The organism is Xanthobacter sp. YC-JY1, from assembly GCF_021730305.1.
Lineage (GTDB): Bacteria > Pseudomonadota > Alphaproteobacteria > Rhizobiales > Xanthobacteraceae > Xanthobacter > Xanthobacter flavus.
On record NZ_CP032674.1, the window covers coordinates 4,544,536 to 4,565,305 of the forward strand.

At 68.9% G+C, this 20,770-nt stretch carries 17 protein-coding genes; 4 read left to right on the forward strand and 13 right to left on the reverse strand.

Going from position 1 to position 20,770, the window contains the following annotated elements:
* Positions 1 to 95 precede the first annotated feature (95 nt).
* Positions 96 to 1,016 (forward strand): hydrogen peroxide-inducible genes activator, encoded by a 921-nt coding sequence (locus D7006_RS21380; protein WP_237354471.1) that lies wholly within the window; start codon positions 96 to 98, stop codon positions 1,014 to 1,016.
* A gap of 134 nt (positions 1,017 to 1,150) precedes the next feature.
* Here the strand turns inward: D7006_RS21380 and D7006_RS21385 are convergent, their stop codons facing one another.
* Complete coding sequence (locus D7006_RS21385; protein ID WP_237354472.1) at positions 1,151 to 2,668, reverse strand: methyl-accepting chemotaxis protein; 1,518 nt, start codon at positions 2,666 to 2,668, stop codon at positions 1,151 to 1,153.
* 451 nt (positions 2,669 to 3,119) lie between these two features.
* Here D7006_RS21385 and D7006_RS21390 point away from each other — a divergent pair, with 451 nt between their 5' ends.
* Entirely contained in the window at positions 3,120 to 3,770 is a 651-nt protein-coding gene (locus tag D7006_RS21390) for a L,D-transpeptidase (RefSeq protein ID WP_237354473.1), read from the forward strand.
* 5 nt (positions 3,771 to 3,775) lie between these two features.
* Here the strand turns inward: D7006_RS21390 and D7006_RS21395 are convergent, their stop codons facing one another.
* From D7006_RS21395 to D7006_RS21430, 8 genes are all read right to left on the reverse strand, one after another.
* Complete coding sequence (locus tag D7006_RS21395) at positions 3,776 to 4,681, reverse strand: protein-glutamate O-methyltransferase CheR (protein WP_237354474.1); 906 nt, start codon at positions 4,679 to 4,681, stop codon at positions 3,776 to 3,778.
* Positions 4,678 to 8,301 carry a response regulator gene (locus tag D7006_RS21400; RefSeq protein ID WP_237354475.1) on the reverse strand — a complete coding sequence of 1,208 codons (3,624 nt, stop codon included), beginning with the start codon at positions 8,299 to 8,301 and terminating at the stop codon, positions 4,678 to 4,680. Before D7006_RS21400 ends, D7006_RS21395 begins: the two co-directional genes overlap by 4 nt.
* 90 nt (positions 8,302 to 8,391) lie before the next feature.
* Positions 8,392 to 9,324: a DMT family transporter gene (locus tag D7006_RS21405; protein WP_237354476.1), complete on the reverse strand. Its 933-nt coding sequence runs from the start codon at positions 9,322 to 9,324 to the stop codon at positions 8,392 to 8,394.
* Positions 9,325 to 9,546: 222 nt separating this feature from the next.
* Positions 9,547 to 10,140, reverse strand: a complete 594-nt coding sequence (locus D7006_RS21410) for a disulfide bond formation protein B (protein WP_229645614.1) — start codon at positions 10,138 to 10,140, stop codon at positions 9,547 to 9,549.
* An 8-nt stretch (positions 10,141 to 10,148) separates the two neighbouring features.
* A complete protein-coding gene (locus D7006_RS21415; RefSeq protein WP_029556801.1) occupies positions 10,149 to 10,304 on the reverse strand; it encodes a DUF5993 family protein in 156 nt (51 codons plus the stop codon).
* A 78-nt stretch (positions 10,305 to 10,382) separates the two neighbouring features.
* Positions 10,383 to 11,288 (reverse strand): VOC family protein, encoded by a 906-nt coding sequence (locus tag D7006_RS21420; RefSeq protein WP_237354477.1) that lies wholly within the window; start codon positions 11,286 to 11,288, stop codon positions 10,383 to 10,385.
* Between the two features lie 116 nt (positions 11,289 to 11,404).
* Positions 11,405 to 12,037: a hypothetical protein gene (locus D7006_RS21425; protein ID WP_237354478.1), complete on the reverse strand. Its 633-nt coding sequence runs from the start codon at positions 12,035 to 12,037 to the stop codon at positions 11,405 to 11,407.
* Between the two features lie 97 nt (positions 12,038 to 12,134).
* Positions 12,135 to 14,108 (reverse strand): protein meaA, encoded by a 1,974-nt coding sequence (locus D7006_RS21430; protein WP_237354479.1) that lies wholly within the window; start codon positions 14,106 to 14,108, stop codon positions 12,135 to 12,137.
* Between the two features lie 247 nt (positions 14,109 to 14,355).
* Here D7006_RS21430 and D7006_RS21435 point away from each other — a divergent pair, with 247 nt between their 5' ends.
* On the forward strand, positions 14,356 to 14,736 hold the full coding sequence (locus D7006_RS21435) for a hypothetical protein (RefSeq protein WP_237354480.1): 381 nt from the start codon (positions 14,356 to 14,358) through the stop codon (positions 14,734 to 14,736).
* A gap of 104 nt (positions 14,737 to 14,840) precedes the next feature.
* On the opposite strand, the gene D7006_RS21440 is transcribed toward D7006_RS21435, so the two are convergent.
* The gene (locus tag D7006_RS21440; RefSeq protein ID WP_169121728.1) at positions 14,841 to 15,077 is read right to left on the reverse strand and encodes a GlsB/YeaQ/YmgE family stress response membrane protein; all 237 of its coding nucleotides are present in this window, start codon (positions 15,075 to 15,077) and stop codon (positions 14,841 to 14,843) included.
* Between the two features lie 250 nt (positions 15,078 to 15,327).
* On the opposite strand from D7006_RS21440, the gene ccrA reads away from it, so the two are divergent.
* On the forward strand, positions 15,328 to 16,611 hold the full coding sequence (gene ccrA / locus D7006_RS21445; RefSeq protein ID WP_229645608.1) for a crotonyl-CoA carboxylase/reductase: 1,284 nt from the start codon (positions 15,328 to 15,330) through the stop codon (positions 16,609 to 16,611).
* 192 nt (positions 16,612 to 16,803) lie between these two features.
* Here the strand turns inward: ccrA and murC are convergent, their stop codons facing one another.
* From murC to ftsW, 3 genes are read right to left on the reverse strand one after another with little or no spacing between them, the layout of a single operon-like run.
* Positions 16,804 to 18,216 carry a UDP-N-acetylmuramate--L-alanine ligase gene (murC, locus tag D7006_RS21450; RefSeq protein WP_237354481.1) on the reverse strand — a complete coding sequence of 471 codons (1,413 nt, stop codon included), beginning with the start codon at positions 18,214 to 18,216 and terminating at the stop codon, positions 16,804 to 16,806.
* Positions 18,213 to 19,382: an undecaprenyldiphospho-muramoylpentapeptide beta-N-acetylglucosaminyltransferase gene (gene murG, locus D7006_RS21455; RefSeq protein ID WP_237356969.1), complete on the reverse strand. Its 1,170-nt coding sequence runs from the start codon at positions 19,380 to 19,382 to the stop codon at positions 18,213 to 18,215. Before murG ends, murC begins: the two co-directional genes overlap by 4 nt.
* Before the next feature lie 58 nt (positions 19,383 to 19,440).
* Positions 19,441 to 20,652 carry a putative lipid II flippase FtsW gene (gene ftsW, locus D7006_RS21460; protein WP_169121761.1) on the reverse strand — a complete coding sequence of 404 codons (1,212 nt, stop codon included), beginning with the start codon at positions 20,650 to 20,652 and terminating at the stop codon, positions 19,441 to 19,443.
* Positions 20,653 to 20,770 lie beyond the last annotated feature (118 nt).

Here is a 20,770-nt window from a genome sequence, read left to right on the forward strand (position 1 = left end):
GACAACCTCCTTTCGATAGGGAGAGGATGGGGCCGGACGCTTGATAGCTCCAATCCATAGTCGCTATATTGGCAATAGCTCTGGACTATGAACCCATGCCCTTCCGGCCGCGCCATCGTCAGCTCGAATATGTCGTGGCCCTCGCCGAGACCGGGCATTTCGGCGCGGCCGCCAAGCGCTGCCATGTCTCGCAGCCGACCCTCTCCGTGCAGGTGGCGCTGCTGGAGGAGCAGCTTGGCACGCCGCTGTTCGACCGCACGCGCGGCCGGGTCATCCCCACCGCCATCGGCGAGCGGGTCATCGCCTCGGCCCGCTCCATCCTCCAGGCGCTGGACGATATCGTCGCCACCGCCGCCACCGGGGCTGACAATCTCGGCGGGCTTATCCGGCTGGGCGTCGCGCCGACCTTCGGGCCGTACTTCCTGCCCCATTTGCTGCCGGTGCTCCACCGGCGCTATCCGGGGCTGCAGATCTATATCCGCGAGGAGCGCCCCTCGGTGATCGAGCGGGAAGTCACCGCCGGCAACCTCGATTGCGGCCTCGGCCCGCAACCTTTGTCCGCCTCGGTGCTCACCTTCCGCCGCCTCTGCCGGGAAGCCATCTATCTCGGCGTCGGCAAGGACCACCGTCTGGCGGACGGCGGCAGCGTGGAGATCGGCCAGCTCAAGGGCGAGCGGCTGCTCACGCTCGGGCGCGGGCACCAGCTGTTCGAGAGCGCGCGGGCGCTCGCCGCGGCCTCCGGTGCCCAGGTGCGGGAGGATTACGAGGGCACGAGCCTCGATGCCCTGCGCCAGATGGTCATCATGGGCATGGGCCTGTCCCTGTTCCCGGAGCTTTACGCCCGCTCGGAATTCCGCGTGCAGGACCACATTGCCCTGCTCACGGTGGAAGGCTGGCCGGCGACGCGGGACATGGGCTTCTTCTGGCGCGCGGGCAACAACCGCGCCGCCCATTTCGACCAGCTGGCCCGCGAGAGCGAGGGCACCTGCCGGGAGCTTGGCCTCGAGCCGGGCTGACACACGCGGACCATCGAACGGCGTGCGGCCCGCCCGGGGGAAGCGGGCGGGCCGTCACCCCTCGCCCGGGCGGGGCGAGGCGGCGCACGGTCTGGCGAAGGGCCGTGCATCCGTTTGCGTGAAACCGTGCGGGATCAGCGGCGCAGCAGGGCCGAAACCTCGCGCCGCAGGCGATCGGCATAACCCGCCACCTGATCGGCGATGGCGCGCACGCCCACGGCCGCGCGGCGGATGTCGGAGGCGGCATGGGAGACGCCGTCGATGCTGTCGGAGACCGAGCGCGAGGTGGACGATTGCTGCGCCATGGCGGCCGACAGCTCCACGAACAGGCCGCCCAGATTGGAGATGCTCTGGGTGATGTCGGACACCGCCTCGGCCGCGACGCCACCATCCTGCTGCACCTGCTCCACCTGATGGCGGATGTCCTGCGTCGCCTTGGCGGTCTGGAGCGCCAAGGCCTTCACCTCCTGCGCGACCACCGCGAAGCCCTTGCCGGCTTCGCCCACGCGCGCCGCCTCGATGGTGGCGTTGAGCGCGAGCAGGTTGGTCTGGGCGGCGATCTTCTCGATGAGGGTCGTCACGTTGCCGATGCGGCCGACGCTGGTGGCGAGGCTCTCCACCAGTTCGTTGGTGCGGGCGGCGCGCTGCGTCGCCTCCTGCGACATGGTGCTGGCGCGCTCGATCTGGTGCGAGATGCCGCTGAACGAGGCGGACATCTCCTGCGCGGCGGACGACACGGTGGTGGCCATCTGCTCGGTGCGCTCGGTGAGCTGGAGCAGTTCGGCGGAGGCCGACTGGCTGGCCTCGGAGGTCCGGGACATGTCCTCCCCGACCTCGGTCACGCCCTCGGCAGTGGCGACGGCGGCGGTCACCACGTCCCAGGTAAGCATGGGGCCGTCATAGCTGCCGTCGGCCCTGAAGATGGCGGAAACGCGCAGGTCGAGCGTCTCCGGCCCCACCCGGATGCGGGCGTTGTGCGGCAGGTTCGCCGGATCGGCGAGCAGGCCGCGCTGGCGCTCGGGATGCTTGTGGAACACGTCGATGGACGTGCCGAGCATCTGGTCCGCCTTCACCCGCAGGTGGGATTCGATGCGTCGCAGGGTCTCGATGCTGGTGCGGTTCACATAGTCGATGACCAGCGTCTCGCGATCGCAGGTCATGATGTTCACCGGCATGTTCTCCATCATCTGCTGGAGCCGCTGGGCCCGCGCCTCCAGCGCCGCGCGGGCGGTGTCGGCGCGCAGCGTGACCATCACATAAGCGACGACACCGTGTCGGTCGCGCAGGGCGGAGAGGGTCACCGCCAGCGTCTCGCCGGCCACCGCGAGGGTCATTTCATGCGGCAGGAAACCGGGCTCGGCGATGTGGCGGCCGAGATCGGCCAGCGCGGGGTGAAGCTGGGCGAGGGGCAGCCCCGGCAGCGCCGCCGGGGAGGTGACGAGGCCGGAGGCGACGGTGTTCAGAAGCTCGGCGGCGGCTGCATTGGCCTGAACCACGGCGAGGTTGCGGCCCTCGCACAGCAGCACACCCCACGGCAGAGCCGCCATCAGTTGCGCCGCCATGCCGGTGGCCACCGTGCCGAATTCCCTGGCTGCCGTGTCTCGCCCGGAATGCACGGGTTCGGGCCTGGCCCGCAGCGCGCTTGCCGTCATGCTGTTCGTCCTGTCCTGGGCGGCGATGCCGCGCCGCTTCAGCGCCGCCCTGTGCAGCGCGCGATGCCAGCAAAGGGCTAGGCCGCGAGGCTTGCCCGAAGCTGGGGCGAGCCGAATGACGCAGCCTCGCCAACAGGACTTTCACGTTTGTGCGATGCACATGGCGGACCGGGTGTGGCCCATGCGCCACCCCGTATCGGCGGGAAGATGCTAGATCAGGGATATGGCTGGGCAGCCCCGCCCAAGGTTGGACTCCAACTTCCGGGCGTTAACCTTAACGCCACCTTATCCGGCTTCAATGCAACGGAGCGCAGACAGGAAACTGAAGCGCGGCGTCGTGCGTTGTGTGCGTCGTAGGGTCTCGCATCGTCTGAGTGGTCAAAGCATGCCTCGGTTCCTGCCCCGGTTGTTCCCGAAGGTTCTGGTCAAGGCTTCCCGAGCTACGGCCGAAATGGTGAAGAGTGCCGACGTGCCCGTGATGGGACGCCGCCTGTTCGTCATGGGCGCGCCGCTGGCGCTGGCCGCGTGCGTCACCAACCCGCCGCCGGCGCCGCTGAGCCGCGCGAACATGATGTACGGCCCGGTGGACGGCGAGCCGTTCCCGGTGGATGCGGTGGACCTCTCCGAGGTGGACCCCAAGTGGCTGCGGCAGGAGGTTCAGGCCCCGGCCGGCTACGCGCCCGGCACCATCGTGGTCGATATCAACGAGCGCTTTCTCTACCTCATCGGCCGCAACGGCACGGCGATCCGCTACGGCGTGGGCGTCGGCAAGCAGGGCTATTCGTTCCGCGGCTGGGCCACCATCAAGCGCAAGGAGAAGTGGCCCCACTGGACGCCCACCGCCAACATGGTGCGCCTCCAGCCCGCGCGCTATGGGCCCTACCAGAACGGCCTGCCGGGCGGCGAGACCAACCCGCTCGGCCCGCGCGCGCTCTATCTCTATGACGGCGATCGCGACACCATGTTCCGCATCCACGGCACCATCGAGCCGTGGAGCATCGGCCAGCAGGTGTCCTCGGGCTGCATCCGCCTGCTCAACCAGGACATCATCGACCTGTACGAGCGCGTCCCGCTCGGCACCCGGGTCTATGTGAAGGGCTGAGTCCCTTAAGCGCCCCCCGCCCCCGGCAGCAGCCGGTAGAGCTGGGCGGCGCCGTCGATCAGCTGGAAGCGATTGCGCGCCTGCGAGAATTCGAGATTCTCGCGGGTGCCGATGCACAGGAAGCCGCCGCGCACCAGGCTCTGGGCGAAGCGTTGCAGCACCTTGTCCTGCAACGGCGTGGTGAAATAGATCAGCACGTTCCGGCACAGCACGAGGTGCGCCTCGCAGAACACCCCGTCGGTGACGAGGTTGTGCTCGGCGAAGGTGACGTTGGCGGCGAGGCGCTGGTCGAGCTTCATCAGCTCGTAGCGCGCGTGGAAGTAGTCCGAGAAGCTCGCCGAACCGCCCGCCGCGCGATAGCGCCGGCCGGCCTCGCGCGCCTCCTGAAGGGGATAGATACCCTCCGCCGCGCGGTTGAGGGCCGCCTTCGAGATGTCGGTGGCGAAGATGCGCGTGCGCTCGTAAAGCCCCGCCTCGGTGAGCAGGATGGCGAGGGAATAGATCTCCTCCCCATGGGCGCAGCCGGCCTGCCAGATATTGATCTCCGGATAGGAGGCGAGCAGCGGGAACACCCGCTCCTTCAGCGCCAGGAAGACGTGCGGATCGCGGAAGAATTCCGACACCGGCACGGAGAGGCCGGAGATGATGTCCGGCAGCCGCTCGGGCGCGTGCAGCATCCGCGCCGTGAGTTCCGAGATGGTCGCCGCGCCGAAGCCGGTGGCGAGGTTGCGCACGCGCCGCGTCAGCGAGGCCTTGCCATAGTCGCGGAAGTCGTAGCCGTAGCGGCGGAACAGCGCCTCCACGAACAGGTCCACCTCGATGGTTTCCAGCGCCAGCGCATCCCGCGCGCCGGCCGTCGCCGCCGGGGGCGGCGGATCGTCCTGGTCGTCGGTATCAACAGGCCCGGTCATCGCGCGGCGAGCCAGGTGCGGATCATGGACAGGAGCTTCGGCACGTCCACGGGCTTTGCCAGATAGTCGCTGGCACCGGCGGCGAGGCACTTCTCCCGGTCGTCCTTCATGGCCTTGGCGGTGAGGGCGATGACCGGCAGCTTGGCGAACCGAGGCTGCGCGCGGATCTGCGTCATCGCCTCGTAGCCGTCCATCACCGGCATCATCACGTCCATCAGCACGATCTCGATATCCGGCTGCTCGTCGAGCTGCGCCAGCGCCTTGGCGCCGTCCTGCGCCAGCACCACGTTGACGCCCCGCGCGCGCAGCACCTTGGCGAGAGCGTAGATGTTGCGCATGTCGTCGTCGACCAGCAGCAGCTTGCGGCCTTCGAGATCGCCGTCCGGATTGGCCGCGAGCTGTTCCGGCTCGCGCTGCACGGAGTGGAGGAACAGCGACACCTCGTCCAACAGGCGCTCGGGCGAGAGGGCGCCCTTCACCACGATGGCGTCAGTGAAGGCGCGCAGCTTCATCCGCTCCTCGGTGGTGAGGTCGCGGCCCGAATAGACCACCACCGGCACGTGCTTGCCGCCCCCGGCGAGGCGCTCGATCAGCTCGAAGCCGGACATGCCGGGCAGGCCGAGATCGAGCACGATGCAGTCGAGATCGCCCTTCGCTACCACCTCAAGGGCGGCCTCGGCGCTGTCTGCCTCGACGATCTGCGCCTTCTCGCGGGCGAGCAGGGTGCGCACGGCGTGGCGGGCGGCGGCGTCGTCGTCCACCACCAGCACGCGGCGGGGACGATCGGCCGAATAATGGGTGAGGAGGCCGAGCGCCTCGGACAGCTGGTCCGCGCTCACCGGCTTGGTGAGGAAGCCCACGGCGCCGAGGTCGCGGCCACGCCGGCTCTCGTCCAGCGCCGAGACGAAGTGCACCGGGATGTGCCGGGTGGCGGCATCCGCCTTCAGCCGCTCGATCACCGTCCAGCCGTCGAGGCCCGGCAACATCACGTCGAGCAGGATGCCGGTGGGCTTGTAGGTGCGGGCGAGGGCGAGGCCGCTCTCGCCGTCGCCGGCGGCGAGAGCGAGATACCCCTTGCGCCGCACAAGCCCCACCAGCGTGCGGGCGAACACCGGGTCGTCCTCCACCACGAGGATCACGGTGGCGCCGGGGGTGAGGCGATCGCGATCGTCCTCCACGCTCACGGCGGGAACCGGCGGCAGGCCGGAGAGGCCGGCGGCCTCGCGCTCCTGCCGGCTCGTGTCAAAGGCCACCTGCCGGGCATCCATCGCCGGCTGCGGTGCGGGCGCGGGCGCCGCCTCCCCGTCCTCTTCCGGCAACGGCTCGCCGACCGGAATCTCCAAGGTGAAGGTGGAGCCCTGGCCGAGCGCGCTTTCCACGGTCACGCTGCCGCCAAGCAGGCGGGCGAGGCGCTGGGTGATGGCGAGGCCGAGGCCGGTGCCGCCGAACTGGCGGCGGGTGGAGGCGTCCACCTGCTCGAACGCCTCGAAGATGGCACCGAGCTTGTCCTCGGGAATGCCGATGCCGCTGTCGGCCACCGCCACCTTCAGGGTCTTGCCCGCCTCGTCCTTCGAGAAGGTGACGGAGACCCGGCCCTGCATGGTGAACTTCAGGGCATTGCCGACGAGGTTGGTGAGGATCTGGTCCAGCTTGCCGGGATCGGTGAAGACGAGGTCGGGCGCATCGGTGACGGAGACCGCAAGGCGCAGCTTGCGCTCCTGCGCGAGGCGCCGGAAGTTGCGCTCCAGCCGCTGCGCCACGCTCGCAACCTTCACCGGCTCGTGCACCACCTCCATCTTGCCTGCTTCGACCTTGGAGAGGTCGAGGATGTCGTTGATGAGGCGCAGGAGGTTGGAACCGGAGGAGTGGATGATGCTCGCCGCCTCCACCTGGTCGGCATCGAGGTTGCCGGTGCGGTTCTCGGCGAGGTCCTGGGACAGGATGAGCAGGCTGTTGAGCGGCGTGCGCAGCTCGTGGGACATGTTGGCGAGGAACTGGGACTTGTATTCGTTGGCCCGCAGCAATTCCCCGGCCCGCGCCTCCATCTGCTGGTTCAGCGCCTCCAGCAGCTCCTTCTGCGCGGTCATTTCCTGAGAGGAGCGCCGCAGCACGTCGTTGGAGGCCTGCAGTTCGTCCGCCTGAACCCTCAGCTCCTCCTCGGAGGCGGCGAGGCGCTGGGACCGCTCGTGCAGCTGCTCGTTGGTGGCGCGCAGCTCCTCCTGCTGGGTGCGCAGTTCCTCCTCGGCGACGCGCAGCTCCTGCGCCTGCTTCTGGCTCTGCTCCAGCAGCTCGCGGGTGCGGGCGGCGCGGACGAGATTGTCGAGGGACAGGGCGACCAGCGGCGCGACCTCGTTGAGCAGCCGGCGGGCGCGCTCCTCCAGCGGCGCCAGCAGCGCCAGCTCGATGACGCCGAGCAGGCGCTTCTTGAGCACCAGCGGCACGGCGACGATGGAGTGCGCCGACGCCTCCCCGGTGCCGGTGCGGATGCGCAGATGGTCGGCCGGCGCGGGAGAGAGGACGATGGTCTTCCTCTCCAGCGCGCACTGGCCGACAAGCCCTTCGCCGATGCGCACGCGGGTGGACAGATGCCGCCGCTCCGAAAAGGCATAGCTGCCGACCAGCTCCAGCGCCGATCCCTCCGGCCCGGCGGCCTCGTCATGGGCGTAGAACACCCCGACCCCCGCGCCCAGCAGCGGCGCGAGCTCCGTCAGCAGCGCATCGGCGAAGTCGCGCGGATCCTCCTGCACCTGGAGGCGTGCGGCGATGTTGTTGAGCCCGCTCTTCACCCAGTCGGTGTCGTGCGCCGCGATGGAGGTCGCCTTGAACACCTTGAGCGCGCGGGCGAGCGTGCCCACCTCGTCCTTGCGCTCCGCATAGGACACCTCGATGGTGCGGTCATTCTCCGCGAGGCGGGTCATCTGTTCCGCGAGGCGGCGCAGCGGCCGCGCCATGAACATCGCGCCGAGGAACACGCCGGCAATGGCGACGCAGAGGGTCGCCACCAGCGCGATAATGTCGATGGTACCGACGATGGCATCGGCCCGGTCGAGATCCGCCTGGGCGCTGACGATCTCGGCGGATGCGGCGGCGCTCAGCTCGTCGAGGGCGCCGATGATGCCGCGATAGCCCTCCTCGCTCGATTCGGCCGCGAGGAAGACGCGAAGCGCCGCATCCATGGCGGCAGGGTCGCCGCTCTCGGAGGCGGCCAGCACGGGTGCCGCCACCGCATCGACCCAGCGGCCGGCGATCCGGCCCGCGCGCTCGGCGAAGGGCAGGAGCATGGGCTGCGCCACCACCGCCGCCCGCAACGCCGCGAGCTTCTCATTGGTGAGCGCGGTCGAGGCGGCGAGGCGGGCCTTGAGATTGCGGGGGTCGGCGAGCGCGCTGCGCAGCAGCTCGAGCTGGCGGCGATTGAAGGCGCGCATGGCGTCGGCCGTCAGCACGCTGACCTGGCGGATCGTCTCGACCCGGCGCTCCTGCTGCTGCGCCATGCGGCCGGTGACCCAGTTGGCCCCGAACAGCAGCATGAACATAGCGATGAGGAGCGCGACGATCAGCCCCGCCTTGGTCTGCATCTTCAGATCGGCGAACCACGACCGCTCGGTGAGCTTCTCCAGCATCCTCAACCCCTTCCGACCCAGCCGCAGAATGCATAGGCGGGGGTGAAGAAGGATTGAAGAGGAAATTCGCCCCCTATCTGTGCATACGCCTCAGTGTGGGGCCATGCGCCGGCGGGCCGAGAGCGTCGCCAGCGCGATGCCGGAGATGACCAGCGCATAGCCCGCAAGGTGATACCAGGCCATGGTTTCGCCGAGGAAGACGATGGCGAGCGCGGTGCCGAATACCGGCAGCAGATGCAGGAACGGCGCGGCCGCGTTCGCCCCCACCAGTTCCACACCCCGATTGAAGAACAGGTAGGCGACCAGCGACGGGCCGGTCATCACGTAGGCGAGGGTGAAGAAGGTCACGTGGTCCAGCGGCAGCACCTTGCCGTTGAGATATTCCCAGAGCGCGAAAGGCGAGAGCAGCACCGAGCCCAGCGCCATGATGGTGGCGAGGAAGGAGAGCGGGCCAAGCGGCGGGCGCTTGCGCAGGATCGCGGCGTACAAAGCGTAGATCACCAGCGCCACGATGATGACCACGTCGCCGATATTGGGCTTCAGATGCAGGAAGGTGTCGAGATCGCCGTGGCTGATGATGACCATCACGCCCACGAGGGAGGTGATGACCCCTGCCGCCTGGCCGAGGCTGAGCTTTTCCCGGAACAGCACGAAGGTCCACACCGCCACCAGAAGCGGGGCCGTGGACTGCACCAGCAGGCCGTTCACCGCCTGCGTGTATTGCAGGCCGTAATAGCTCATCGCGTTGTAGGAGGCGATGCCGGTGGCCGAGAGCAGCACCAGGAGCGGCAGGTTGCGCCGGATGATGGGTACGTCGCGGACGATCTGCTTCCAGGCGAACGGCAGGAGGATGAGCGTCGCCCCGATCCAGCGCACCATGGCGAGGGTGATGGGCGGGATGTGCCCGGCGATGTAGCGCCCCACCACGAGGTTGATGGCCCACAGCAGGGCCACCAGGGTCAGCAGCACATAGGGGGCATCATAGAGGGCGAAACGGCTGGGGCGGACCGGAGTGGCGGACATGTCTTCTCCCGAGGCGCACCTGTACGATGCGCCATGCGATGACCTGTTGGCCGGGAGTGCCGTCCGTCCCCTTTTATTGCGACGGCCTGCGGGCCCCCTCCTCTAACCCGAGGTGAGGGGCGAGGGAAATCGAATTTCACAGCGCAAATCATCACAATCCGTGATGACCCAAGCGGCACCGTGAGATGCTTCGGCCGCGGCCGAAGTTTCGGCCTTTGGGCCTCAGCGCCCGATCAGGCGGTTGAGGGTGCCGTCCTGGATCAGCTGGTAGCTGGTCGGATTGTCGGCGCACAGGCCCGAGCCGCATTCCAGCACGGTGGAAACGCCGTTCGCCAGGGCCAGCAGCAGCACCAGCACGATGGCCGCCGTGCCGAGCAGCGGGCGATGAAGCGGCGCGTCGGCCGACTGCCGCTCGAACTGGCCGTCGAACAGCAGCAGCACGGCCGAGCCGAGCACGCACACGGCGAACAGCACCAGTGCCCAGGCATAGAAGTGCAGGCCGAAGAAGGCGTCGCCATAGGCGCCCTCGCCGGGGATGATGTGCAGCAGCGTCTGCCGGGTGGAGACCGCCCCACCCGCCAGCGACGACAGGATCATGATGGCGTAGTGCGAGGGCCGTGGGCCGAACTTCACGTTCAGCGCGAGCCCGGCGGCCACGCAGACGAAGCCGGCGCGCTGCAGCAGGCAGAGCGGGCACGGCAGATCATTGAACACGAGCTGGTCGAAGAAGGCGGCGATGAGCACCGCCGACACGGCGAGGAGGCCGAGCGCGTTGAGCACCCGGAAGCGGTCTGCGAGGGTGAGGCCGGTGTCCATGGCCTGCCTCACAGCGCGATGTTGAGCGGATCGGTGACGTGCAGGCGGAACAGCACCAGCATCGTCGCCACCGAGAGCACCCAGAGCGCGAGCGCGGCCATGCGCTGGCCCATGAGCGTCGCCGCGAGGGCGAGGAACACGCCGAAGAACGGCAGCGACATCATGGCTTAGGCCCCCCGGCCCGCACCGGCGCGGATGTGCGATTCGGTGCCCGTCGAGGGTAGCCGAGCCCTGGCCCAGCGTCACGCTGCGGCGCGGAACTCCACCCCGTTGCCCGAGGGGTCTGTCACCCGCAGCGCACCGTCATTCGACGGCTGCGTTTCCACGCCGGCCGCGGCGAGACGGGCGGCGAGGGCGGCGAAGGCATCGGCGGCCAGCGTCACGGCGAAATGGTCCAGCCCCGCGGTTCCCGCCACCGGGATCGGGGCGCCGCCCGACTGCCAGACGTTCAGCCCCACATGGTGGTGATAGCCGTCGGCGCTCACGAACAGCGCGCCGGGATAGCGGGCCATGATGGTGAGCCCCACCGTATCCACCCAGAAGCGCTTCGCCGCGTCGAGGTCGCTCACCTTGAGGTGGACATGGCCCATGTCGGTCGCGGCCGGGGCCGGTCCGCCCGCCGCCTTCGCCTCGCGGGCGAGGGCCTGGAGATCGAGCGGCAGGGTCTGCATGGCGATGGAGCCGTCGGGCTGGACCGGCCATTCCGCGCGCGGCAGGTCGCGATAGATCTCGACGCCGTTGCCGTCCGGGTCGTCCACATACAGCGCCTCGCTCACCAGATGGTCGGAGGCGCCGAGGCGCAGGCCCGCCCCGTGCAGTGCGAGGAGGCGCGCGGCGAGGCTGGCGCGGTCCGGCACGCGGATGGCCATGTGGAACAGCCCGGGTGCGCGGCGCGGCGCCGGCGGGGCCGAGGGACGGGACAGGATTTCCACCAGCGGCTTGCCGCCCGCGCCGAGCACGGTCGCCTCGCCCTCGGCCAGCACATCGAGGCCGAGGAGGTCGCGGTAGAAGGCGACGAGACGGCGCGGGTCCGGGCTGGCGAGGCTGACTTCGCCGAGCACGAGGTCATGCGGCGCGATCCCGGCAGACAGGTCGGTGGTGGGGATGGAATGGGGGCCGGTCGAGCCGGCGGGGGCGGCGGTGGTCATGATGAGGCTCCTTGGCGCCGGGCGGGGTCTCTGCCCTGCCCGGCTGGGCGTTGTCCCAAATATGGACGCGCCCGGCGCAAGGTGCCATTGCGCCGATGCAAGGAAAGGCTGGCGCCTCAGCCCTCGAACCACTCTTCGGAGACCTTGCGCAGCTTGCCGCGGCGCCATTCGTAGATTTGGGTGCAGCGCATGAAGCGCCCCGGGTTCGGCCGCGTGCAATAGGCGGAGTGGGAGAAGACGATGACCTGCGGCCGCCCGCCGCCCTTCGGCGCAATGATGTCGAAGCCGCGCGCGCCCCGGTCGAAGGCGCGGGTCCAGCGGCCGGGGCCGGTGGAGATGAAGAGGATGTGGCGGAAGCCATCGGAGCCGATCCACGGCGTGATGCCGCCCTCGCACTCCATGGCGTGGGTGTCGATGAGATAGTCCGGCCGGCCATCCGGCGAGACGTTCACCACGTCAAAGACGGTCTTCGGGTTCCAGCTGGGCGTTCCCCCCTCCGCCCGGCAGGCCGCCTCCAGCTCCTTCACCGCCTTGGCCACCACCTTCGGCAGGCCGGCATAGGGATTGGCGGCCGGAGCCGTGGCCAGGGGCGTGGCAGCCTCAGCGGGAGGGACCGTGGGCGGCGGCGCGGCAGGTACGGCGACAGGTGGTGCGGCGGAGGGTGAAGCAGGCGCCTCGGCCGCCCGTGCGATGCCGGAAGCGCCCACCGCGATGGCGACGCAAAACAACCCGACGAAAGCCGTCCTCATGCGCCCCCCGCGCCGGATCACGCAGCCCGGACGCGGGACATGATAGAGCCGTGCGTCGCCGGATTGAACCGGCCGCGCAGGGCGCGCCACTCCTTGGTCAGGCCGCCTTCTGGGCCTCCCGGTCCACGATGGTCACGATGTCCGCCATGATCCGGTTCAGCTCGAAATTCTTCGGCGTGTAGACGGCGGCGACGCCGAAGCCCTTGAGCTGGGCTTCGTCCTCCGGCGGGATGATGCCGCCCACCACCACCGGGACGTCGGAGAGGCCTTCCGCCCGCATCCGCTCCATCACGTCGCGCACCAGCGGCACGTGGGAGCCGGAGAGGATGGAGAGGCCCACCACGTGGACGCCCTCTTCCAGCGCGGCGTTGACGATCTCGGCCGGGGTCAGGCGGATGCCCTCGTAGACCACTTCCATGCCGCAGTCGCGGGCGCGGACGGCGATCTGCTCAGCGCCGTTGGAGTGGCCGTCGAGGCCGGGCTTGCCCACCAGGAACTTGATGCGGCGGCCGAGCTTCTCGGAGACCGCATCCACATTCTTCCGCACCTCCTCGAGGCCCTGCGTGTCCACGCGCGCGGCGCGGCCAACGCCGGTAGGGGCGCGGTACTCGCCGAACACCTCGCGCAGGCAGGTGCCCCATTCGCCCGTGGTCACGCCCGCCTTGGCGCAGACGATGGAGGGCTCCATGATGTTGCGGCCTTCCTGCGCCGCGCTCTTCAGCGCCGCCAGCGCCGCGTCCACGGCCTTGGCGTCGCGCGCCTCGCGCCACGCCTTCAGGCGCTCGATCTGCTCGGCCTCGACGCCCTCCGGCACGGTGAGGATGGCGCCTTCGCCGGTGGTCAGCGGCGAGGGCTCGCTCTCGGTCCAGCGGTTGACGCCCACCACCACCTGGTCGCCGCGCTCGATGGCCTCCAGCCGGCGGGTGTTGGACTCCACCAGCTGCTGCTTCATGTAGGAATTCTCGATGGCCGCGACGGCGCCGCCCATGCCCTCGATGCGGGCCAGCTCCTCGCGCGCCTCGGCCTTCAGCTCCTCCACCTTCTTGGCGATCTCGGTGGAGCCGTCGAAGATGTCGCCGTATTCGAGCAGGTCGGTCTCATAGGCCACCACCTGCTGCATGCGCAGCGACCATTGCTGGTCGAAGGAGCGCGGCAGGCCGAGCGCCTCGTTCCAGGCCGGCAGCTGCACGGCGCGGGCGCGGGCCTTCTTGGAGAGGGTGACGGCCAGCATCTCCAAGAGGATGCGGTAGACGTTGTTCTCGGGCTGCTGCTCGGTGAGGCCGAGGGAGTTCACCTGCACGCCGTAGCGGAACAGCTTCTGCTTGGCGTCGGTGATGCCGTAGCGGTTGACGCAGATCTCGTCCCAGAGGTCCACGAACGCGCGCATCTTGCACATCTCGGTGATGAACCGCATGCCCGCATTCACGAAGAAGGAGATGCGCCCCACTACCTCGCCGAACACGGCGCCTTCCGCCTCGCCGGACTTCTTCACCGTGTCGAGGATGGCGATGGCGTTGGCCAGCGCGAAGGCCAGCTCCTGCACCGGCGTCGCCCCGGCTTCCTGCAGATGGTAGGAGCACACGTTCATCGGGTTCCACCGGGGCAGATGCTCGGTGGTGAAGATGATGGTGTCCTTGGTGAGCCGCATGGAGGGCGCGGGCGGGAACACATAGGTGCCGCGCGAGAGGTATTCCTTGATGATGTCGTTCTGCGTCGTGCCCTGCAGCTTGGAGCGGTCCGCCCCCTGCTCGTCGGCCGTGGCGATGTAGAGCGAGAGCAGCCACGCCGCGCAGGCGTTGATGGTCATGGAGGTGTTCATCTCGGCGAGCGGGATGCCCTGGAACAGGGTGCGCATGTCGCCGAGGTGGGAAATGGGAACGCCGACCTTGCCCACTTCGCCGCGGGCGAGGGGATGGTCGCTGTCGTAGCCGGTCTGGGTCGGCAGGTCGAAGGCGACGGACAGGCCGGTCTGGCCCTTGGAGAGGTTGGAGCGGTAGAGCTTGTTGGATTCCGCGGCGGTGGAATGCCCCGCATAGGTGCGGAAGAGCCAGGGTTTGTCGCGGACCACCATTTCCTAATCCCCATCCATCGCTTTTGGATATTTGCCGCGATTGTGCGTCGCAATGCGCGCGCCGTCGATGGGAAATTTTTCCAATACCGGACGGCGGCTGGCCCGTGCAGGGCGCCACGACGGGGCGCCGTTAGCCGCTCGATTCGGCACCCGCGCACCTGCATTTTTAGTTGTGAAGTTAATTAATTTCTCTTTTTAATTGTGTTGATGCTAGCCTTCCACCCGCTTCGGATCCGGGGGGACAAGCGTGCGGCACGTGGTGGTTCTCATGGCGGCGCTCGCGTCCGCTGCATGCGCGAAATCGGCCGATAAGGTCTCGGCAGCCTATGTCTCGCCGATGCAGTTCCAGAGCTACAGCTGCCAGCAGCTCGCGCAGGAAGCCGAGCGCATATCGGCCCGCGCTATCGCCCTCACCGGGGCCCAGAACAACCGCGCCACGAGCGACGCGGTGGCGACCACCGTGGCCGTGGTCATCTTCTGGCCCGCCGCCTTTCTCGTGGGCGGCGACGATGCGCAAACCGCGGAACTGGCGCGGCTCAAGGGCGAGATGGACGCCATCGAGCAGGTGTCCATCCAGAAGAAATGCGGCATCGCCTTCCAGCGCGAGGATGTCCAGAAGGCGTCCTGACCCGCTCTTCCTTTCACACGCGGTGCTACCGAAAGTGCCGGCCCGGCCCCGTGCTCCACCCGTCGAACGATAGCGCAGCACGGGGCCGGCGGCGGGCCTGCGCGCTAGCGCTTCACCAGCGAGATCACGAACAGGAGGATCACCGCGCCCAGCGTCGCCGAGATGATCTGGCCGATCACGCCGCCCACCACGAAGACGCCGCCGAACAGGAACCCGCCGATGATGGCGCCGACGATGCCCACGGCGATGTTGCCCAGGAGGCCGAAGCCGTAGCCCTGGAAGAGCTGGCCCGCCAGGAAGCCGGCGACCGCCCCGACGATGATCATCCAGATGATGCCCATGAACGTCTCCCATCCCCTTGTGTCGGCGCCGGCCGTCCGGCGCGGAACAGCGCCACTCTAGCGGGGCGCGCCGCCGCCGGAAACGCCAGCGCGGCCATGGCCCTTCATTCTCCCCTGCCGCAGCGCCACATGGCCGAATGTCGGGGTTGAGAATGACTATCGCCTTGGATTTTTTCTCTGCTACGCTGCATTGCGAGATAGGGACTTAACGACGCGACCGAACGGTCCACTTGAGGAGAGGACGACAGCCATGGCCCAGACGGCAGCCGCCAATACGAACGAGGGACCGGTGAAGGACCTTTATGAGCTCGGCGAGATTCCGCCGCTCGGCCATGTGCCCGCCAACATGTATGCCTGGGCCATCCGCCGCGACCGCCACGGGCCGCCGGAGCAGTCCTTCCAGCTGGAGGTGGTGCCCACCTGGGAGCTGGGCGAGCAGGACGTGCTGGTGCTCGTGATGGCAGCAGGCGTGAACTACAACGGTATCTGGGCAGGCCTCGGCGAGCCGATCTCCGTGTTCGACGTGCACAAGGTGCCCTATCACATCGCCGGCTCCGATGCCTCGGGCATCGTCTGGGCGGTGGGCTCCAAGGTGAAGCGCTGGAAGGTCGGCGACGAGGTGGTCGTCCACTGCAATCAGGACGACGGAGACGACGAGGAGTGCAACGGCGGCGACCCGATGTTCTCCCCCTCCCAGCGCATCTGGGGCTATGAGACGCCGGACGGCTCCTTCGCCCAGTTCTGCCGGGTGCAGGCGCGCCAGCTGATGCCGCGCCCCAAGCACCTCACCTGGGAGGAGAGCGCCTGCTACACCCTCACCATGGCCACCGCCTACCGTATGCTGTTCGGCCACCCGCCCCATGATGTGAAGCCCGGCGACTATGTGCTGGTGTGGGGTGCCTCGGGCGGCCTCGGCGTGTTCGGCGTGCAGCTCGCCGCCGCCTCCGGCGCGCACGTGATCGGCGTCATCTCGGATGAGACCAAGCGCGATTACGTGCTCGGCCTCGGCGCCAAGGGCGTCATCAACCGCAAGGACTTCAAGTGCTGGGGCCAGCTGCCCAAGGTGAACTCGCCGGAATATGCGGAGTGGCTCAAGGAAGCCCGCAAATTCGGCAAGGCGATCTGGGACATCACCGGCAAGCGTGACGTGGACATCGTGTTCGAGCACCCCGGCGAGAGCACCTTCCCGGTGTCCACGCTGGTGGGTAAGCGCGGTGGCATGATCGTGTTCTGCGCCGGCACCACCGGCTTCAACATCACCTTCGACGCCCGCTATGTGTGGATGCGCCAGAAGCGTATCCAGGGCTCGCACTTCGCCCACCTCAAGCAGGCTTCCGCCGCCAACCAGTTCATCATCGACCGGCGCGTGGACCCCTGCATGTCGGAAGTGTTCCCGTGGGACCGCATCCCCGAGGCGCACACCAAGATGTGGAAGAACCAGCACGCCCCCGGCAACATGGCGGTGCTGGTGAACTCCCCCCGCACCGGCCTGCGCACGTTCGACGACGTGCTGGAGGCCCTGCCGAAGAAGTGAAGCTCCAGCCCCCGGCATCCCCGGGGGCTGGCCATGCCCCGCGATGGGGCCCTTCACGTGAATAACGTGCCCGCTGCGGGGGCGTCTCCCCCGCCTGCGCATCGGCGCCGCCAATGCTGACCGTCAGGGTCAGCCCGACGCGGAGCGCCCGGTGTCCGGAAACGCCGCACGCGCTGTGTCAACAGGGAGAGTTCAGGCCGCTGGCTTCAGCGCCTGCAGCTCGGACGGCAGGGCATAGGCCCAGCCGGAGATGGAGCCGGCGCCGAGGCAGATCACGTAGTCGCCGGGCTTGGCGAGGCCCGCGACGATGCCGGCCAGCTGCTCCGGCCCTTCCAGCGCCGTCACCGAGCGGTGGCCGTGGGCGATGAGGCCCTGCACCAGATGGTCCCGGTCGACGCCGGGAATGGGCGCCTCGCCGGCGGTGTAGACCGGCGCCACCACCACATGATCGGCATCGTTGAAGCAGGTGCAGAATTCGTCGAACAGGGACGCGAGGCGGCTGTAGCGGTGCGGCTGCACCACGGCGATCACCTGCCCCTCGCTCGCCGCGCGGGCCGCCTTGAGCACGGCGGCGATTTCCACCGGGTGGTGGCCGTAATCGTCGAACACCGTCACGCCGTTCCACTCGCCGGTGCGGGTGAAGCGCCGCTTCACGCCGCCGAACGCGGAGAGCGCCTCGATGATCTTCTCGTCCGGCACCTTCAGTTCGTGCGCGACGGCGATGGCGGCGGTCGCGTTCAGCGCATTGTGCTTGCCGGGCATGGGCAGGCGCAGCCCGCGGATTTCGTGCACGGTCTCGCCGGCACGGTTGCGGAACACCACGCCGAATTTGGTGACGCCGCCCTTCAGGTCCACGTCCACGAGGCGCACGTCGGCCTGCGGGTTCTCGCCATAGGTGATGACGCGCCGGTCCTCGATGCGCCCCACCAGCGCCTGCACCACCGGATGGTCGATGCACATCACCGCGAAGCCGTAGAAGGGCACGTTCTCCACGAACGCCTTGAACGCCTCCTGCACCTTGTCGAAGGTCTTGAAGTGGTCGAGGTGCTCGGGGTCCACATTGGTGACGATGGCGACTTCCGTGGGCAGCTTCAGGAAGGTGCCGTCGCTCTCGTCCGCCTCCACCACCATCCAGTTGCCGTCGCCGAGGCGGGCGTTGGTGCCATAGGCGTTGATGATGCCGCCGTTGATGACGGTGGGGTCGAAATTGCCGGCATCGAGCAGGGTCGCCACCAGCGAGGTGGTGGTGGTCTTGCCATGGGTGCCGGCGATGGAGACGCAGCTCTTCAGCCGCATCAGCTCGGCCAGCATCTCGGCCCGGCGGACCACGGGCAGGCGCTTGGCGCGGGCGGCCATCAGCTCGGGATTGTCGCGTTTGATGGCGGAGGAGACGACCACCACGTCCGCGTCGTCCACGTTGGCGGCGGCATGGCCGATCATCACCTTGATGCCGCGCTCGCGCAGGCGCTTCACGTTGGCGCTGTCGGCCACGTCCGAGCCCTGCACCTCGTAGCCGAGATTGTGCAGCACCTCGGCGATGCCGCTCATGCCGATGCCGCCGATGCCGACGAAGTGGATGGAGCCGAGGCCGGACGGCAGCTTCATGCGCTGTTTCCCCTGAAGGTTGCGACCGCGCCGCCGCCCGCCAGATGCCGGACGAGACCGCCCAGCCGCTCGGCGGCGTCAAGCACGCTCTGGCTTCTGGCCCGTTCGGCCATGCGCGTCAATGATGCGGGTTCGGCGGCGAAGGTATTGAGTTCCAGCGCCAGCCGGTCCGGCTCGAATTCCACCTGCCGCAGCACCAGCGCCGCGCCCACCTCGGCGAGGGTGCGGGCGTTGGCGGCCTGGTCCTGGTCCAGCGCATGGGGCAGCGGCACGAGGATGGAGGGCCGGCCCAAAGCGGCCAGCTCCGCGACCGTGCCGGCGCCGGAGCGGGAGATGACGAGATGGGCGCCCGCCATGCGCGCCGGCAAATCGTCGAAGAAGGTCTGCACCTCGGCCCGCACGCCGAGCCGGGCATAGGTATCCCGCACCCGGTCCAGATCCTCTTCCCGCGCCTGCTGGACGAGGACGAGGCGGGCCCTGAGATCGGCGCCGAGCCGCGCGACGGCCTCGGGCACCACATCGGACATCACGCGCGCGCCCTGGCTGCCGCCGAAGACCAGCACGTGGAAGTCGCCACCGGGGACCGGCGGATCGTAGGGCGCGGCCGCGGCGGCGATGGCTGCGGGGCGCAGGGGATTGCCCGTCCATACCGCCTTGGCCTTCAGCGCGGGATCAGCATCCACCACGCCGGGAAAGCCGGTGGCGATGGCGGTGACGCGGCGCGCCAGCAGCCGGTTGGCCCGGCCCATCACGCCGTTCGCCTCGTGCACGATGCTCGGCACGCCGGAAAAGCTCGCCGCCAGCAGCGGCGGCACGGTGGGATAGCCGCCGAAGCCGACCACGGCCACCGGCTTCACCCGGCGCAGCAAGGCGAGGCTGGAGACGAAGCCCGAGGCGAGCGCGAGCCCGGTGCGGGCAAGCGAGATGGGGGAGCGCCCGCGCACCGTGTCGGCCGGCAGCACGTGCAGCTCCCGCGCCGGGAAGTGCCCGGCATAGCGGGCGGCGCGGGCGTCGGTGGCGAGATCCACCGTGAAGCCCTGCCGGGTCAGCACGGCGGCCAGCGCCTCGGCGGGAAACAGGTGGCCGCCGGTGCCTCCGGCGGCGAGAAGGACGAGATCGGTCACATTACCCCCTCGGGCTGCCGGGCAGCGGCGCGGCCGGAGCATCTGGCGCACGCGCCGCAGTGCCCCGGCAATGCGGCGGTTCCGCGTCCGCGCGCCGCGATCAGGCCGGGTCCGCCAGCGCTGCGGGCGGCGGCGACACCGGACGGGCGAGGCTCTCACCCCGGCGCGCATCGCCGTGCCCCTCGCTGAGCCGCGCCAGCGCCGCGGCGCCGGGCCGCTTGCGCGAGAGGGCCAGCAGCATTCCCATGCCGAAGGCGATGGAGATGAGCGAGGAGCCGCCATAGGAGATGAAGGGCAGCGTCATGCCCTTGGCCGGCGCGATATGGACGTTCACCGCCATGTTGATGGAGGCCTGCAGGCTGAACAGCAGCGCGAGGCCGGTGATGGCGAAGCGGGTGAAGGGATCGCTCTCCTTCGAGGCGCGCGAGAGCGAGCGCAGCAGGATGAAGGCGAAAAGAGCGAGGATGATGAGGCACAGGATGATGCCGAACTCCTCGCCCGCCACCGCGAATACGAAGTCGGTGTGGCCGTCCGGGAGCATCCGCTTCATGGTGCCCTCGCCCGGCCCGGTGCCGAACCAGCCGCCGCTGCGGAACGAGTTCAGCGCCGCGTCGATCTGGTAGGTGTCGCCGGAATCCGGGTTGAGGAAGCGATTGATGCGCTTCTGCACGTGGGACACGGTCATGTAGGCGATGAAACCGCCGCCCGCGCCGACGCCGACGAGCCCCACCATCCAGATCCAGCGCAGGCCGGCGAGGAAGAACAGGGACGACCAGACAAGGCAGATCAGCAGGCTCTGGCCGAAGTCCGGCTGCTTCACCAGCGGGCCGAGCACGCTGCCGAGCAGGAGGAAGGCGAACAAAGTCGCCGGCATCTCCGGCCGCTTGGTGCTTTCGGCGAACAGCCAGGCGGCGAGGATGACGAAGGCCGGCTTGATGAATTCCGACGGCTGCACGGTGATGCCGGCGATGGTGAGCCAGCGCCGGGCGCCCTTCACTTCCGGCCCGAACACCAGCGTCGCCAGCAGCAGCACGAAGAACACGCCGAACACCACCACGCAGGTGCGCCGGATGGTGCGGGGCGACATGAACGAGGTGGCGACCATCACCACCGCGGCGGGGATGAGGAACAGCACCTGCCGGTTCACGAAGTGGAACGGGTCGGCGATGTTGAGGCGGGCGGCCACCGCCGGGCTCGCGGCGAGGCACAGGATGATGCCGATCACCATCAGCCCGACCAGGCTTGCCAGCAGGGCACGGTCCACCGTCCACCACCATTCGCTCAAGACGGTGCGGTCGGCGCGCGACATCATGGGACGCATACTCCGGGACGGGACATTTCCCGCACCATGCCCCCGCGTTGGTTGACGGCCGATTAAGGATGGTTGCCGGGACCGGGGCATCGCGAAATGGTGTCCGGCGCCCTATCTT